This is a genomic window from Caballeronia sordidicola (assembly GCF_000729995.1).
GTDB lineage: Bacteria > Pseudomonadota > Gammaproteobacteria > Burkholderiales > Burkholderiaceae > Caballeronia > Caballeronia sordidicola_A.
On record NZ_JNFG01000009.1, the window covers coordinates 201,366 to 217,231 of the forward strand.

A 15,866-nucleotide genomic window follows, 5' to 3' on the forward strand; every position below is an offset into this window, starting at 1 on the left:
ATGTGCCTCACGGTCAAGCGGCTGTGTCATTAAGCACATGCGCCCAAGCGCAGAGAGCGAAGGTAGTAGTGATTTGAGAAGCGTTATAATATGGAGTACACATTGTCTGGCGCCGCGCACCAGATTCGAAGAAATCTGGAGTAGGCAGCGAGATCCCGCTGTTATTGGATCCAACGATTGCTGTCTAGCGTCGCCGCCTCAAAGAGGAAAGCGCGTCGACGCACTAACGACTTTCCGCCCATCTTTGCTTCATAGTGCGCATGTGCACTGCAAATTCCAGCATCGTCAAGACTGCGAAATGGTCTCTTTGCTCTTTCCAATGGAACCACGAGCAATATCAACGGATATTGCTTTGAAGAGCCGTAGCACTCTATCCAGGCCCGGCGTCTGCCGGCCAGCACTGTAGGTATAGACCGGCAACCCTTCAAGTTGAGCTGCGATGAGAGTTGCGCGGGCCAGACACTCGCGGCCGGAGGCCACAGGGTCAATTTCTCGCACGAGATTGACGTAAATCTGACGGTACTCAGTGTACGTCTTGTTGAGCAGCTCGCGAGTGATAGCCGAATGCTCAGCCAAAGCAAACATCTCAAACGAGAAGCGGCATACGCGTGGGTCACATGCCTCTTCAAACACGTCTTCAATGATTGCACACAACCGGTCAACCGCGGGCTTGTCGCTAGACTGGCTCATCTCCGACCAGCGGTCATAGTACTCTAAGAAGAGCGCGTTAATTGTCGAACTCAGAAGGTCTTCATGGGTCGGAAAATAGTGTTGCAGGCCCGACGTGAGGATTCCAACTTCCTTGGCGATTCGCGCCAGCGTAAAGTTTGCGTACCCTTCCGAGGCCAGCACATTGGCTGCTGCCGCAACAATTTCATTGATTTTTGCCTCCCTCCTCCGGCTCTGCATCGTCGGACGAAGGTAACTCGGTTCTGAGGTATTCTGCCGGATGGCAATCTCGTAACGCCCACGCCGCATGTGCTTTTCAGAGCCGAACAAGCCTTCTCGAACACCTGCGCCTGCCGGGCCCTGTGCGATCGAAGTCGCTGAATGGACGTCACCAAACAGGTCAGCACCAAGCATTGAGGCGGTCAATCCAGCTACCGATTTGACGCTTCGCTTTGTTGTACGAACAAATTCCTCATAGTCCTTTTCGGAATCGTCGCTTCGAGCCGAAAATATCATCATGCCCTCGGCCTGCGCTGTGAGCACCAACGCGCGTGCCTGACATTCGTCGGCTGAAAGCGCGGGATTAATCTCGGACAATAGCCCAGCAAAGATATTCCGGTAGGCCGCATAGACTCCTTCGACCAAAGCAGAAGCATAAGTCTCGTGCTGAGCGAAAGCCCACGTTTCGAACATGAACCTTTCCGGACTGGCCTTGTTTATGTCCTCAAAAATTTGCTCGATAAGCGCGGCGCACCGACGCGGCGCCGTGACGCCACGTCGGTGCGCTATGCGGAGATACTGGTCAAGAAAGCCGTGCAGGAAGTTTTTGATGATGATGGACAGCAACTCTTCCTTGTCCGGGAAGTAGTACTGGAGGTTGCTTAGCGTGAGGCCGGCCTTTACCGCAACCTTCCGCGTCGTAAATCCCGCATACCCTTCGTCGCGAAAAATCTCGGTGGCAGCTACCAATATGTCGCTGATTCGACGCTCGCGGTTGCGCCGCTGCACCGAACCTCCGTCTGCGATCTCACCCTGCACCTTTGCCGCGCTGGCGCGAGGAGCTAACTTCTCTTGCACGTGAACGTCCCCCACGAAACTTCTTCATTGTCCAGCCGACATTATAGGTCAAATTACCAATTTACTCTGGTAATTTCAAATCTTTCCCCTGCATGTTATGCACCACAAGCAAGCCTCATCACGCCCTAAAACGGAGCGTAATCGCTTTTTGATAGGGGATTCTACCGATATTCGACTTTATTTTTCAAGTTGATTCTTTGGTCATATGACCTCTACAATTAGGTCATATAACAAGTTTCTATCAGAAAATATGGTCGCGTGCCTCTTCGAACGACCACAACGCCTTTAGCGCCCACGGAGCAAGTATGGAAAGGCTACATATGGATTCGGCTGTCGCGTTCGCTACGCTGAATCCGGCGGAAATCGCATTGATCGCGGATACTGCAATGGCCATCGGCGTCCCCTCAGCCGCGACCCTGGAAGGAACCGGGCTCTCGCCGACCGCCTTACTTCACGGGAAGGCAAAGGCGTCGATTGAGCAGCATGTTACGGCGCTCAATAACGCGGTAAGTCTATCTGGCGACCGGCTCCTTGCTCTACGAGCGGGCTCGCGCGCTCACATCACTGCCTTCGGCATTGTCGGTTACGCGCTCTGGAGCAGTGCGACATTGCGCGAAGCGCTCACGGTGGCCCGTGAATACGCACCATTGCTCAACTTCAAGTACGGCCCAACGCTTTCCGTCGAGGACGGCACTGCGGTTCTGCGCTTCACCGATTCGGGCGGGCTGGGCATTGAAGAGGCCGAATTTTCCATTGAATTCGAACTCGCCAAGGTCCTAACGTTCCTTCGCGACCTGCAGATACCGCACTTCCAACCGTCGTGCGTGCGCTTGCTCTCCTCGTGCGGGGAGCACCACAGCAGAGCGGGCACGTTGCTGTCCTGTAACAATGTCAGCAACGACACAGTCGCACAAATTCGCTTCAACGCCGCCTGGCTTGACCACTCGCTGTCACAGGCAAATCCGCGTACCCATAAGGCGTGCACCGAAGCATGCGACCAGCTGCTTGAGGTCCAGGGAAATCACGTCGACCTGGCATCCAATGTGCGTTCGATTTTGTCAAACGCTTCAACACAAATCCCAACGCTACCGGAGGTAGCGAGCACACTATGCATGTCCGCTCGCACACTTCGACGCCGACTCGACCTAATGAACACGTCTTATAGTCAGTTACTCGATGACGTGCGCAAAACGCTCGCAATCCGATATGTTGGTTCTACCGGCCTGACCACGGAGATTATTGCCGAGAAGCTCGGCTATAGCGATGCGGCCAATTTCAGTCACGCATTCAAGCGCTGGACCGGCCAAGCCCCTCGCCAGTATCGCGCGACCTCTGTCGCCCAAATCGAACTACCGAAGAATGTATTTGTAGGCAAAACTCGCGCCCCCCGGCACATCCAATTGCACGCAGCTGCGGCATGATTGGAGGTTATCTTGCGCTACATCAAACGCAATATCATCCCAAGGAAAGCTGGGGAACCGGCAGGCGTCGAACATGGTCTACTGCGAATCCATTCGGATTACTTAATCAAGACCGATGACAGCGGCTATGAACCATGTGAATTATCGGGAACCTTCTAGGGAGTTTCCGAATGCGCTTACTGCACGCACAAGCCGTCCAGGGGAGCTCGCTTGGCGTGGATTCCGTCATTGACTAGACCAGCGCAGGCGAGCCAGCAGTCCACATTTTCCGAACACCCACAGCGAATCACGGGAATCAGCACACCCCCTGTCGACTAGTCTCATGGGCAAATGCCGATGACGAGGATTTCCGATGCCTACGCACACTATGTATGCGATTTTTTCGATTATGCAAGCATAAGCAACACTTCATCCAGTGGACCATAAATACTATCAACGACACACGTTTTCGCTGCTACCGCACGCTGAAGAATCGCAATCGGACTAACCAACCGAGAGGGTCGTATGGTGGCCACTAAATCCGATGCGTCTAACTACCAAATCGCGCCAGCAGCGCCACGCCACGACTCCTGTGCAGGAATACCCATAGTGGATTCAAATGTCCGTTTCGCACATTCTCAAGCTTTTAGAACAACCTAGACTTAATGGGCGACTCAAACGTTCTTTTTGATTCTCCGGTAGCGAATAGTTGCCGGCGCAAAGGGAAGCAATGTCGTTAATTTGCAAACCCAAAATTTCAGATATGGAGTATGTTCATGCCGTCTGCTATCACCGTCACAAGCCTCCAGCACGTTCTCGCAGGTACGCCCGCGGATGAAGTGTCTAAAATCATCCAAGCCGACGGCGGCGTGATTGTCGAAGGTCTGTTCGCCAAACAGGTAGACCGCTTTAACGCCGAGATGGACCCCATCGTGAATGAGTGGGCTGAGGGAGTCAAAGGCAACGAGTGGATGATGGAGTTTGCCGGGTATAAGACAAAGCGAGTGACCCAACTCATCGCGCGGAGCAAGGTGTTCCGCGAAGAAATGATCGACAACCCGACCATGCTGTCTTACATCGATACCATGATGCTGCAAACATCCGATTCCTACTGGATGAATGCTGCACAGGTCATTCAGTTGCAACCCGGGGAGAAAACTCAAATGTTGCATCGCGACTTGGAGAACTACCCGGTCTTCCGCGGATATGGCCCCCAAGCTCCAGAAGTTATGTGCAATTGCCTCGTTGCTTTGTCAGACTACACCGAAGAAATGGGAGCGACTCGCGTCATCCCGGGGAGCCACCTGTGGGATAACTTCGAAGACCGAGGTGACCAGGCCCAGACCATTTCAGCCGTCATGGAAAAAGGAGACGCGTTGGTATACTCCGGCAAGCTCCTCCACGGCGCAGGCGAAAATCGAAGCAATCGTGCGCGTCGCGCGCTCGCACTCGCGTTTTGTCCCGGCTGGCTTGTTCCCGAAGAAGCTTATCCGTTCGTCATTCCCATGGAAATCGCTCGTACTCTCAGCCCAAAGGCCCAACAACTTACCGGTTTCAGGTCCTTTCACAACGGCAAGCTTGGGGGCGGCAGCCTTTGGCAGGTTGACTACCTCGAGCTCGCTGATTTCCTCGGCTTTAATCAAGGAAAAGTGGCTTTGTAACCGGAACCAGCATGAAGGCCAGAAGTTCCCGAGTCGCGTTAGAAGTCGCTTCGTTTCGCAAAATGCGCCCACAGGGAACTTCACCGTAACTTGGTTAACCTCCGCACATCCGCACGACATCAACCAGCGCATGGAGCCGAGCGAGACTCGCATGCGTAACTTCCTCGCCCTCAGCACGACTACTTTGAGTATGGTCCAACGGACAACCCCTCTTGGTGCAGCTCATTCGCCATGGCAGGCTGAAGTTGAGGGGTAATCGTATGGAAGAGAAATGCGTTGACGCATAGTCGGCGTGTGGGCCTATTGACTTAGGAGCCAAGAGTTAGCCATGCCATCACGTTGTTAGACTGGGCTCAAAAACGGGCGGCTAAGCTAGCACCGCCCTGCGCCAGAAATGAACTATTCCTTCACGGGCCCGCTATCCGAAAACAAGACCAGCTTCCCGTCATGAGTCTCCGTAACCGCAGTAAGTGGCATACGGTCGGAGCGTTGAACGCCGACGAACGTCTTGCCGTCATCTTTGCTCAGCAGAGAAACACCGTCAAGCGCTACGCCAACGACCGCTCCATTCGATTGCTGGACGAGGTCGGTAACCGAACTATGCAGATTTGACGAGACGTTGCTCCACGTCGCTCCCTCGTCCGCGCTTCGGTAAATCGAGCCACGAAGACCACCGACCAGAACGGTTCCATCCTTCAAGGCCACACCGCTCCAAAAGCTTCCGGCATATCCAGTGTTGACATAGGTCCACGATTTTCCCGCATCCGAGGACTTCAGCACGATTCCCCGCTCCGCACTGATAAACAGGTCCCCTTTCTCGTCAGCGAATATGCTGTTGAGATTGATATCCGCTTTCTTGCTTCCTGGCGGCGGTGGCAAAGTTACAACGTCCCAAGTGGCTCCGCCATTGGTTGTGTGAAGCATCAACGACCACAACCCGACGGCCCATCCTTCCTGCACACTCTTAAAATAGACCGAGAACAACGGCCGGTCATTTGCAAGGTCGACGCGCTGGACCTTCCATGTCTCACCGCCGTCATCGGTTCGTAGAATGGCGCCCCACTGGCCGACAGCCCAACCTCGCTTCTCGTCGGTAAAATGCACGGCCGTCAACATCGACCCGATTGGCACCGATTCCGCTTGACGAAAATGCGCACCATCGTCGTCGGACAAAAGTACAGCACCATGGTCACCAACGCTCACGATGCGCTTTCCGGCCTTAGCCACCCCAAGTACTGCGGTACTCAATGCGCTTGCCGTGCGCTCCGCCGGGTGTACGACTAGTTGGGGCTTGTCGTTGGGCAGGTCAGCAGCCGTCGCATAGCCTTGAATAGCAAGGAAGCAGGCCAAGGCGATAACCGTCTTACCCCCTGCAAGCCTCGACACCGAAGGGAAATCACCAAATTTTGGAAGTAGACACCACATTTTTACCGCCTTAATGACTGAGAACGCCAGGCGCCCGAACCGGCCTGCGGCGCGGGAAGAGCTTTTCCAGCACCACCGCCAAAGCCGGCAAAGCGGTCATTGCCATCACCAGGTTGACGATAAACATGAACGCTAGCAGCTTGCCCATGTCGGCCTGGAACTTCAACGCCGAAAATGACCATGTCGCCACCCCGATCGCAAGCGTAATTGCGGTGAAGATGGTTGCCATCCCGACCTCGAGAATCGAGTGCTCCAATGCCTTAACAATTTGCTCTCCCGCTGCTAGATGGGCCTGCAGGCGGTTGTATATGTAAAACGCGTAGTCAACGCCGATTCCGACCGCTAGCACCATTACCGGGAGGGTTGCGACAGTAAGCCCAATTTCGAACTCTTTCATAAACCAGTAGCCGATGAACGTCCCCACGGTCAGCGGCAAACAGCAAGCCACGACGGCACGGAGGTCACGGTAGACGACGAACACGAGGACGACGATAGCGAGGTAGACATACAGCATCATCGGCAGTTCGCTTTTCTCAACCTCGTCATTGGTGGCAGCCAGCACACCAGCGTTCCCAGCTGCGAGCCGCATATGGACACCGTTGACCTGATGCGTCGCCGCGAACGTCTTCGCAGCGGCTATGACGCGATTGATTGTCGTAGCCTTGTGATCCGCGAGGTATAGATGAACTGCTGTCATGCTGCAGTCAGCCAGCATGTATCCCCGGACCCGTGCAATTTCCGCGCTTAGCGACGAATAGTTGCCGGGGTCGATAGGGACAATGCCCATCTTGGGGTTACCTTCGTTGTAGCCCTGATTGTAGTTACGCAGCATTGTCGCGTATGAATTAACCGATACGACTCCTGGAACAGTCTGAAGGTCATACGCAAGCGCATCATCGTAATGCCCGACGGCCGGCGACTCGCAAGAATTAGGCGGAGCCTCGACGACGACCGTCAACCAATCCAGGCCCACGTCGAAACTGCTGGCGATGGACACCGCATCTCGGTTGAACCGCGCTTCAGGCCGAAGTTCCGGAGCACCCGGTTGCAGTGTGCCAACCACGCGGTCCCGGCTTTCCCAAACCGCGGTCGCGAAAACGCCGGCTACTATCACCAACGTAATCACGGCATTGCGCGGCTCAGCAATCCGCGCAAGCACACGTAACCAACGAGCGCGACTCTCCCGCTTCCTCATGGCCTTCTGCGCATACTCACGCGTGAAGTTAAAGCACGAGGCTGCGACTGGAAGCATAACGAGGTTGGTCAGAATCTTGTAGCCGACGCCCAACGATGCGGTGATAGCAAGCTCCCGAATCATCGGGATAGGAATCAGGAGCAGTGTGACAAAGGAAACCAAGGCCGTTACCAGCGCGAGCGTTCCTGGAATCAGAAGGCCGGTAAAACTCAGACGCGACGCTTCCTCCGTCGTCTTGCCGTGCGCGAGTTCGCGAACGATGAAGTTAATCTGCTGCACGCCATGTGATACGCCGATTGCAAAGACGAGAAACGGGACAAGAACTGCAAGCGGGTCGAGTCCAAATCCGAGCAGTCGAAGGGTTCCGAATTGCCAGACCAGCGAAGTCAACGAGCACACAATCGGAAGGACTGTGAAGCGTATCGAGTGACAGTACCAGTAGACAGCGATAGCGGTCAAAACCAATGCGATGCCACAGAACAAAAGAACGCCTTGCGCACCGTCTGCAATATCTCCAATCTGCTTGGCGAAGCCGATAATCTGGACCTCGTAGTTTGCATCCTCAAACGGCTTACGAATTTTCTCTTCGATGAGCTTGTTGTAAGCAACATAGTCAAGGACCTTGCCGTCCGCACCTACCTCGTTGATTGATGCCGTAATCATGGCGCCGCTTTGGTCGCGCGATACCAGCGAGCCCATGAACCCACCCTGGTCAGTGGCTTTTCGTGCCGCCTCAATTGTGGCGATATCGAGGCTTCCCGGGGTGACGGTCCCCGGAATGATCGGCTCGGCTCGAAACCCTTCTTCGGTGATTTCGTTCACGAAACTATTTGGTGTCCATAACGACTGAACGCCAAGTCGATCCACATTGGGTAGGTACGTTACGGCTTGGGTGACCTGGAAAAGTCGTGTAAGGCCCTCCTTGTTCCAGATGCTCCCATGCCTCGCCCTTACGACAACGGTTAGCCGGTTCGCTCCGAGCAGGTCATTCCGATACTTCTGGAAGGTCTTTATGTACTCGTGACCGATTGGGATTTGCTTTTCAAACCCCGCCTGCATGCGCAATTGAACAGCGAACGCAGCCATTACGAGCGTAAAGACCGAGAACGTAATGAGTGTTATCGCTCGATGGGAGAACAACCACCCCTCAAGCTTTTGAATGACACGTATTAGCACGTTCAAATCCTTAAAAATTTCCGCCACCGCCCTGGACGGACGTTATGCTAAAAATTGCGAGTTACGAATGCACCGACGAAATCCCGGTCCGCATAGTATTGGTAGGGCTTCGGACCCATGTAAACCGTTACGTTGATGCCTGCCTGCCAGACGGTCGGATTCTGATTGAATAAAATATAGAAATTGGCCGAACTTGCGTCTTGCAGATAGTTCGCGCTGAATGTCGGCGTATTGCCAGCCAACGTGCGGGAATACGTCACGCCGGGCGTCACCTGCCATCCGCGGATGAGCGTCCCGTCGTATGTCCAGTTGAAGTCCGCTACCATGCCGGCCGACGTGGAGGTCCCAACCCCGACGGGCGTGGCGTTTGGACTGGATGGGTCGTTGAGCCAGGTCACGTAACCCGCCGCCGGAATTTGCTGCACTGTTTGGCCGTTGATTGTGCGCGTGATGACGCTATTGGAGCTGATGCCCGGGAACTTCGTGACCCCGACTTCCAGTGACACGTTCGCTGTGTCCGCGCCGCCCAACGCCTTAAGAATAACTGGATAGTTTGCCGGCGTGATACTCAGTAGTGCATTCACGTCCAGGTTGATATTCTTCTTATCCTCCCACAACGGGCAATACCCGCTGGCAGCGTTTGTGTTCGCGTTAATAGGCCCATTTGCGCCGTAGCAACCTGACAGGGAGACAGCATCATGGGGGCGATACGCGAGTTCACTGCCGATAGCCCAATCGCCAAGTTGGAAGTTCGAGCTCAAGCCGATAAGTTGTCGGTCGTTCAAGTACTGATACTGATATGCCCCAGCCGACGTAACATTCAGGACAGGGCTTTTATCGTTGTATTTCATGTAGTACAACCCAAAGTCTGCTTGAATTGACTTGGGTTTATAGTGAAATGAAATGCCGTACTGGTTGCTATTTTGACCATTCACACTTCCCGCGATTGGGACGCCTGCTGCGTAATAAGGCGCTCCGGCATAGGCCCCTGACAAGAGATTCGAATATGCACTTCCCGTCGCAGCTCGGGTGCCGCTGCCGGCAATGGTTGCACCGTCCAACCCAGCAACATTTCCATTCTGTGTACTAATGCTGGCCGGTACTCCGCCGTTTCCTAGAGTATCGTTCGTACTGAAGTACGAGCCCACCGCCGGATAGATGTTTTGATTCCAACCGACTTGATAGTACGCCGCCACGCTTAGACCATGCCCTAACGCCGCCTCAAACTCGGCCATTGGCGCCGGAAGAACAGCTTCCTTAAGCTGCGTGCCAGGAATCAAAAGCTTCTGGTAGTCGTAAGCGTTGGTGGCATTGATACCCCCCGCAAGGAACAGGCTTTCACCCCAATTGAGGACCTGGTTACCGACACGGACGTGCGCTGATTCATCATTCAACGTGAAGTCTTTTTCGGCCCAAAGGTCAAGCAGTCGGATATTACGGACCATCTGCGCATACGCCGCAGAGCTAAGCTCTGTTCTATCAGTCTCGGCTGCGGCGAAGTCATAGAAATACGTTGCCCGAGCGAGGAATTTAACTCCAAGAGTCGGGTCGCTAAGGTAAAGCTCATTTGTACCTTTAAGGTACGCTGTATAAAGACTATTTTTTTTGTAATTCAGGTCGCCGTCGTCGCCATTCGCCCACTGCGCAGTATTGGCCGAGCCGCCGCAATAGCCCGGGTCTCCTGTCAACTGGCAGCTGGGGCTTTGAAGGCGGTAGCCCAGACCGGCCGTGTAAGCCGAATCGAAATTTCCATCGATAGTTCCGACGCTAAATGTAAACGCATGTGCCATTGACGCTGACATGGCAGTCATGGCACCGACGGACAACGCTTTGGTAATTCGACGCTTCATACCTCTCCCCTTTTCCCTGGATTTTCCTGTGCCGTTCGCTTAAAAATAAAATCCGCCCAAACCCCACCGCAAAGACGTGCGCCAGCAACCATAAAGTTGTACTTAAGAGCTCTTATTGATTAGTTCTAAGTAAGGTACTCACCGTTTCGCATCACACGTCCGATATACGCACAGTAATAAGCGAAAATTTCAGCAACCATGTTGCGGTCGGCCAACCAAGCAGTCCTGAAGGGCCAAATTTTCCGCCTCCATTGCGACCTTCCGGGCCATCCAAATCAGCCTTTTAAGTCCGCTTGGCTCGACCGTAGCTGTTCAGCCGCTTTTCAGTCAACGCGTCATCTTCGAGAATCCGCCTGGCGCGCGGAAAGGAAATTTCGGTCAGGTGCGGCGCGGTGAACTAGCAGACAGGCCACGCGCCAGCAGGACGCGACCCGACAGCCCGAAAATTTCCGCCACTATGGTAGTTCACCAACAGTTGAGAAAAAAAAACGCTGCGCATCCCTGGTGGAAGTCACGCAGCGCCAACAATGGGCCGACAACTATTTAAAACGCTTAAGCCTCAGGCTCTCGGAATCGGAATCGCTTTGCGTCTACCGCGAGCTCTGTTGTTGCAAGCTCTCCATGGTGTAATAATCGTCCTTGAAGGCAACGTTCCCGTCATTTTTTTCATAGTATTTCGGGTCCTTGGACGCGCCGAACACCAAGCCATCTCCGACATAACGACCATCATTCAAGTCATACATAACGAACTGGTCTGCCGAGCAGGCGCCATGAAGTTCGGAGATTGGGATAACCGGAGACTCTTTGACCTTCCATACTTTTCCTTGGGTGTCGTAGTCATCGCCAACGACAGCGTTCCATGTATCTTCGTCGAGATACAGAAGCTTCTTTGGCATTGTATGGCGCATTCCAGATTTGACTGTCCCTTCGACCACCCAGACGCGGTGCAACTCGTAGCGGCGGTTATTCGGGTTGATAAAGTTCTCTTGAGCACCCTCGGCAATTGGCGTTTTTGTATCAAGCATCCCAAACGAGTTGTATGGAACGTAGATTTCCTTTTTACCCAACAGCTTCCAGTCGAAGCGGTCCGGTAGACCGAAGAAGTTAAGACTTTGGTCGACGGTGTATTGATTTTCGAAGCCAATCAGTGGGGCGTCGTAAGCATAGCTCGGGAGACGACGCACGCGGCGTTGTCCCGTGAAGTAATAGTACGACTCAGTATCATCCTTGAAATACACCCGGTTTATAACGGCTTGTCCAGACAGGGCCGCAGGCTGAGAGTATCCATACCAAACGCCCATCAGCATACCGTCATCCTTGAGAGGCGTCGGCTGCCCTTCTTTGGCCCAAGGATAATAATAAATCTGCTTCCATCTGACATCGATGCGGTTGCTCTGACCAGGACTTGCAGACACGATGGTGTAGCCATCCTGCCAATCGATTCCTATGCCGTGGTACCGTGTGAGGAAGTTCCACATTGCTTCGATTCCCGACTTGGGCTCAGGAAATGGCACGCTCGGCAAAACAGCATTTTTGATTGACCAACCATCGGAACCAATACTCGCCTTCCCAGCCGCGGCCTTGGTATTGTCCTGTACATATGCAGGCAATTCACAATCGCGATGCGATGGGTAAACAGGCATCGTGTAGCCTTTGTTCACCTTCACCAGTGCGACTTGGCCCGGGGTTAGCTTATCTGCATATTTATCGACGTTAGATGCGTCTATAACGACGAGCGGTTTCTCTCCTTTGTACTTCCAGAAGTCCACACGGTTTTTCCCCGATGTCCATCCACTTTCGAGACTGCTTGAGGTGTTGTAAGCAGGGATAGTGCCGTCCTTGTTCCCTGCCGCGTCAGCACCTGCCGCTGTCAGGTCGGCTGCAAATGCGGGAGTGGCAAAGTCAGAAACGACCGCCGCCAGCGCCATCGCAACAATTAGTTTGGTTCGGGAAATCGCCATCATGTCCTCAAATGTTTACGCCGTCTAAACGGCCGGTCCAATCGCAAGGAGGAGCAAGAAATCTCGTTCCGCTCCGCCTTCGGTGCAGCCAGACACGGGACCTGGCCCACCGCCCTCAAGAATCAAAGCTATTAGTTATAAGCGTAGATGACTAGACCGTGGCTAAACATGTTCCAGCAGGACAATTGATGGCGCTGGACGGTCATCTAACACACGGCCGCCTAGAACTCGTTGACATGGCCTTTCTTCCGAATACGAGGAGTAGATGTTTGACGTCGGAAGACCAGACAGCGAATAGGTGACGCTTGGTGGAGTACGTGTGAACCGTTGCTGCCCGAGCGCGGCCGGGCTCGCGATATGTGGACGCTCGCCGATAGACGACTTCGTGACATTAAATAGTATTCTGTCGAGCCGTGCCTTGGCATTCCGGGGAAAACCTGCCGCAGAAAATGTGGCTTCTGCAGCGGCATGAAGCGCCGGCGCCGACTGCGGCTCCCGTTGGACAACGGCGTACGAGAGCGCCAGCATCTGGCGCTGCTTGCCTGATTGAGTGGATATAATGCGATTGCTCGTGCCGTGTGAACGTCGATGGCGCGCGCGTAGCAAACCCCCGGGGTCGAACAAAGCACCCCGAAAGCCCGATCAACCGGGGCCAGCTCGTTAGCAAGCGGCATATCGCGGTAGACCGTCAAGGCATCGCGCCAGCCCTCGCGGTCAATGTTGACCAACCGGCATAACTCGACAGTGTCTGCCGCAGTGCTTAATGCGATATCACGGGTGATACGTCAAGCCCGTTCGGCCGCGGCAGCGCGGACACGTTACCGACCGGCAAACGGTGCGGCTCGCCGCGTTTCTTGCATCACAATCGGTTACGGCTAACTGAGAGCCCCGAAACCTACGTCACGGTGTACTCTTCACTGCACGATACATGGTTGCGATATCGTTGGGCCCATCACCCGCCTTTTGAGCCCTTTCTAGATATGCTATGTATGCGTTCGTCACCTTGCACACCATGTTTTCGGCCTTGTAGGCATCGCGCACTACCAACTGCCCCGCATGGTGTACATCAATAGACGCCTGCTCCCCAGAGTAGTCTTCGGACTTGATACGGCGCGTTGCATCCGGTAGTGCTTCATTCAGTACCTCGAGCATTATTTTCGAAGTCTCTCGAAACGCTTCCGGGGTTACGCCCGCCCGTTCAGCCAGCGCAGCGCCCTCGAAAAATGATGCAACGCAACCGAAGTAGAACGCGTACAGCGCAAGATAAATCGTCGGCGCTGTGCCGGGGTCACTTCCAAGATAGCGAACATTGCCGCCGAGGAACGCCAGCGCTTCCTTATGCTCTTCAAAGGCCGCTGCGTTGCCTGAATACAATACAGATGTCGCTGGCTTTCCGATATCGCGCGGATAGCACATGATTCCGCCATCAATGTAACTCCCCCCGCTGGATTCGACGAACTTAGAAATAGCTCGGGCCTCGTCCACGCTTCCCGTACTGAGGTTCACAACAGTCTTGCCTGCGAGCGATGAGGCGACGTCGGCCTGCTGCAGCAACGCAGCAGCCACTGATTTGTCTATGGTGCATATAACAATCAATGGGCTTGCAGCTACGGCAGCCGCGGCGTTCTTTGCACCGGATGCCCCGTCCTTGACAACCACATCCATCCGGGCCGCGGTACGGTTCCAGACAGTAAGACTGAAGCCGCCCCGAATAAAGGCTTGAGCTAATGCAGTGCCCATTGCTCCGAGCCCGATAAGCGCCACCGTTCGTACCTTTGACATTGAAGCTTCCAATTTAATCGCGCTGCCTGTGGTGAAATCGCCGATCGAACCAACCAACGCCGCCGTAACGGTGTCCTTGATTTGAACTGTCGCCGCAGTAGCGGACCATCGAAGTAGCGCGAAATTGATAAGAGCGAAAGGTCGCCAAGAACGTCACAAAGCGACCGTTACAGCCCCTCTGTCGGGTTGCTGACTCAGCGTTGCTCTACTCATTGCCCCCCCGCTGGCCGTATAACCGCCCCTACGCAGCGGAATGAGAATAGCCTTGACCGCAACGAAATACGCCAAGCCTGCGAGCACAATCATCGGGAGAGACGCGCCCAGATATTTGAACGGGCCGCTCGAGTCGGATGTGACCGGGTTGTAAAGCAAGAGATAGCCCCAGGTTGACGCGCCTGTGATAACGACAGCGATCCAGTTCACACCACCCCAGAACTCATACTTGCTTCCCTTCGTTGCGAAGAGATGAGCCGGATCCAGTTGCTCGTTCCGGAGAAAGAAGTAGTCGACCAGCGTGATGCCAGTCACGCCGACGAACATCACGCCGTTGTATGAAAGCCAACTCATGACGGCGGATAGTAACCACTCCGTTCTAAATGCGAAGTAAATCCCAGGGAGTAGCATTAGCGCGAGCAGAAGTTCCCATTTGATTTGGGCGAAAAACTTGACCTGCTGGATTGAAACCCCGGCTAGATAAATCATCACGACCATCGTCGCAATGTTTGCCATAAGAACGACCGCCATCGTGGCGCTGCCGAGAATCGGACCCGCCAGGGCAATCATCCAAATCGTCGGGTCGTGGGTTCCAGCACTGATGGCAGCAAGCGCAGCAACAGAAGAGACGAAAGCCGCACCCATCAGTCCTACGCCAATTATCGACGGCCCCATGATGTGCCCCCGGCGCTTCACGAGACGCGTCAGACCACCCATCACCGGCCACCAAGTCATCGCATTTGACATGCCAAATTCAACCGCCAAGGCTAAGCCACGCGTCTTGTCATGCGTAAGCATTTTGTCGGCAGACAGTTGGTTTATCCAAAGCGAGTGCAAACCAAACCGATGAATCAAGATTCCGAACATCATCACCGTAATCAGCATGTGCAAAGGCCCGATATAGCCGTTGAGTCGCTCGAACAGTTTTGGTCCTTTGCAAGCAATTAGCCAGACCAGGAGGAGTGACGCAAGCGCTACCCCAATCACCAACTTCTCATGTGCCCCACCTATCGCGCCTGCACCTGTCACGGATGCGGCAATGTTCGCTGCGCCGCGAGACGTTAAGGCTTCAACGACAAAAGACCAACCTATCAGCGTCGCGAGCAGTCCGAGCAACGGGACAACGATGCCCCGATAGCCAAAGCACGACTTGGCTGTGTCAATGACGTCGGTCCCGTACTTGTAGCTCGGGACGCCTGATGCCAGTGAAACAATTGCCATGCCGATAACAAGGCCGATGACATAGCCCATGACACCGAGACGCCAGTCGCCGACGTACGGAAGAAACCCGCCGATGAGAAACGCCCATGTCGCGGCACTGAATGCGCAGCACGTCCACAGGAACGATCCGTAAGTTTTGTAAACACGCTCGCTTGCAAGCACGGGAAGGCGACCCGAAAGCGCCTCTTGCTCGACACTACTGGCGTGTCCATGATTGGATTCGGTCATGGTATTTG

The 15,866-nt window shown here is 54.4% G+C and carries 9 protein-coding genes; 2 read left to right on the plus strand and 7 right to left on the minus strand.

All coding sequences use genetic code 11. From position 1 onward, the window contains the following. Positions 1-285: 285 nt before the first annotated feature. Positions 286-1,746, minus strand: a complete 1,461-nt coding sequence (locus tag FH08_RS0110380; protein WP_160172454.1) for a TetR/AcrR family transcriptional regulator — start codon at positions 1,744-1,746, stop codon at positions 286-288. A 386-nt stretch (positions 1,747-2,132) separates the two neighbouring features. On the opposite strand from FH08_RS0110380, the gene FH08_RS0110385 reads away from it, so the two are divergent. Together FH08_RS0110385 and FH08_RS0110390 are read left to right on the plus strand one after the other, a co-directional pair. Then, a complete protein-coding gene (locus tag FH08_RS0110385; protein ID WP_160172455.1) occupies positions 2,133-3,167 on the plus strand; it encodes an AraC family transcriptional regulator in 1,035 nt (344 codons plus the stop codon). Between the two features lie 755 nt (positions 3,168-3,922). Next, positions 3,923-4,807: a phytanoyl-CoA dioxygenase family protein gene (locus FH08_RS0110390; RefSeq protein WP_031358253.1), complete on the plus strand. Its 885-nt coding sequence runs from the start codon at positions 3,923-3,925 to the stop codon at positions 4,805-4,807. Positions 4,808-5,206: 399 nt separating this feature from the next. Here FH08_RS0110390 and FH08_RS0110395 read toward each other — a convergent pair whose 3' ends face one another. The 6 genes from FH08_RS0110395 to FH08_RS0110420 all read right to left on the minus strand — a co-directional run bounded on the left by FH08_RS0110395 (position 5,207) and on the right by FH08_RS0110420 (position 15,858). Continuing rightward, positions 5,207-6,232, minus strand: a complete 1,026-nt coding sequence (locus FH08_RS0110395) for a WD40/YVTN/BNR-like repeat-containing protein (RefSeq protein WP_081889425.1) — start codon at positions 6,230-6,232, stop codon at positions 5,207-5,209. Between the two features lie 10 nt (positions 6,233-6,242). Next, the gene (locus tag FH08_RS0110400) at positions 6,243-8,603 is read right to left on the minus strand and encodes an efflux RND transporter permease subunit (protein WP_075583322.1); all 2,361 of its coding nucleotides are present in this window, start codon (positions 8,601-8,603) and stop codon (positions 6,243-6,245) included. A gap of 47 nt (positions 8,604-8,650) precedes the next feature. Continuing rightward, positions 8,651-10,453, minus strand: a complete 1,803-nt coding sequence (locus FH08_RS0110405) for a DUF1302 domain-containing protein (RefSeq protein ID WP_031358256.1) — start codon at positions 10,451-10,453, stop codon at positions 8,651-8,653. Positions 10,454-11,043: 590 nt separating this feature from the next. Continuing rightward, a complete protein-coding gene (locus FH08_RS0110410) occupies positions 11,044-12,417 on the minus strand; it encodes a DUF1329 domain-containing protein (RefSeq protein WP_326928949.1) in 1,374 nt (457 codons plus the stop codon). Between the two features lie 897 nt (positions 12,418-13,314). Then, complete coding sequence (locus FH08_RS49410) at positions 13,315-14,196, minus strand: NAD(P)-dependent oxidoreductase (protein WP_152602787.1); 882 nt, start codon at positions 14,194-14,196, stop codon at positions 13,315-13,317. Positions 14,197-14,349: 153 nt separating this feature from the next. Further along, positions 14,350-15,858: a cytosine permease gene (locus FH08_RS0110420; RefSeq protein WP_081889427.1), complete on the minus strand. Its 1,509-nt coding sequence runs from the start codon at positions 15,856-15,858 to the stop codon at positions 14,350-14,352. Positions 15,859-15,866 lie beyond the last annotated feature (8 nt).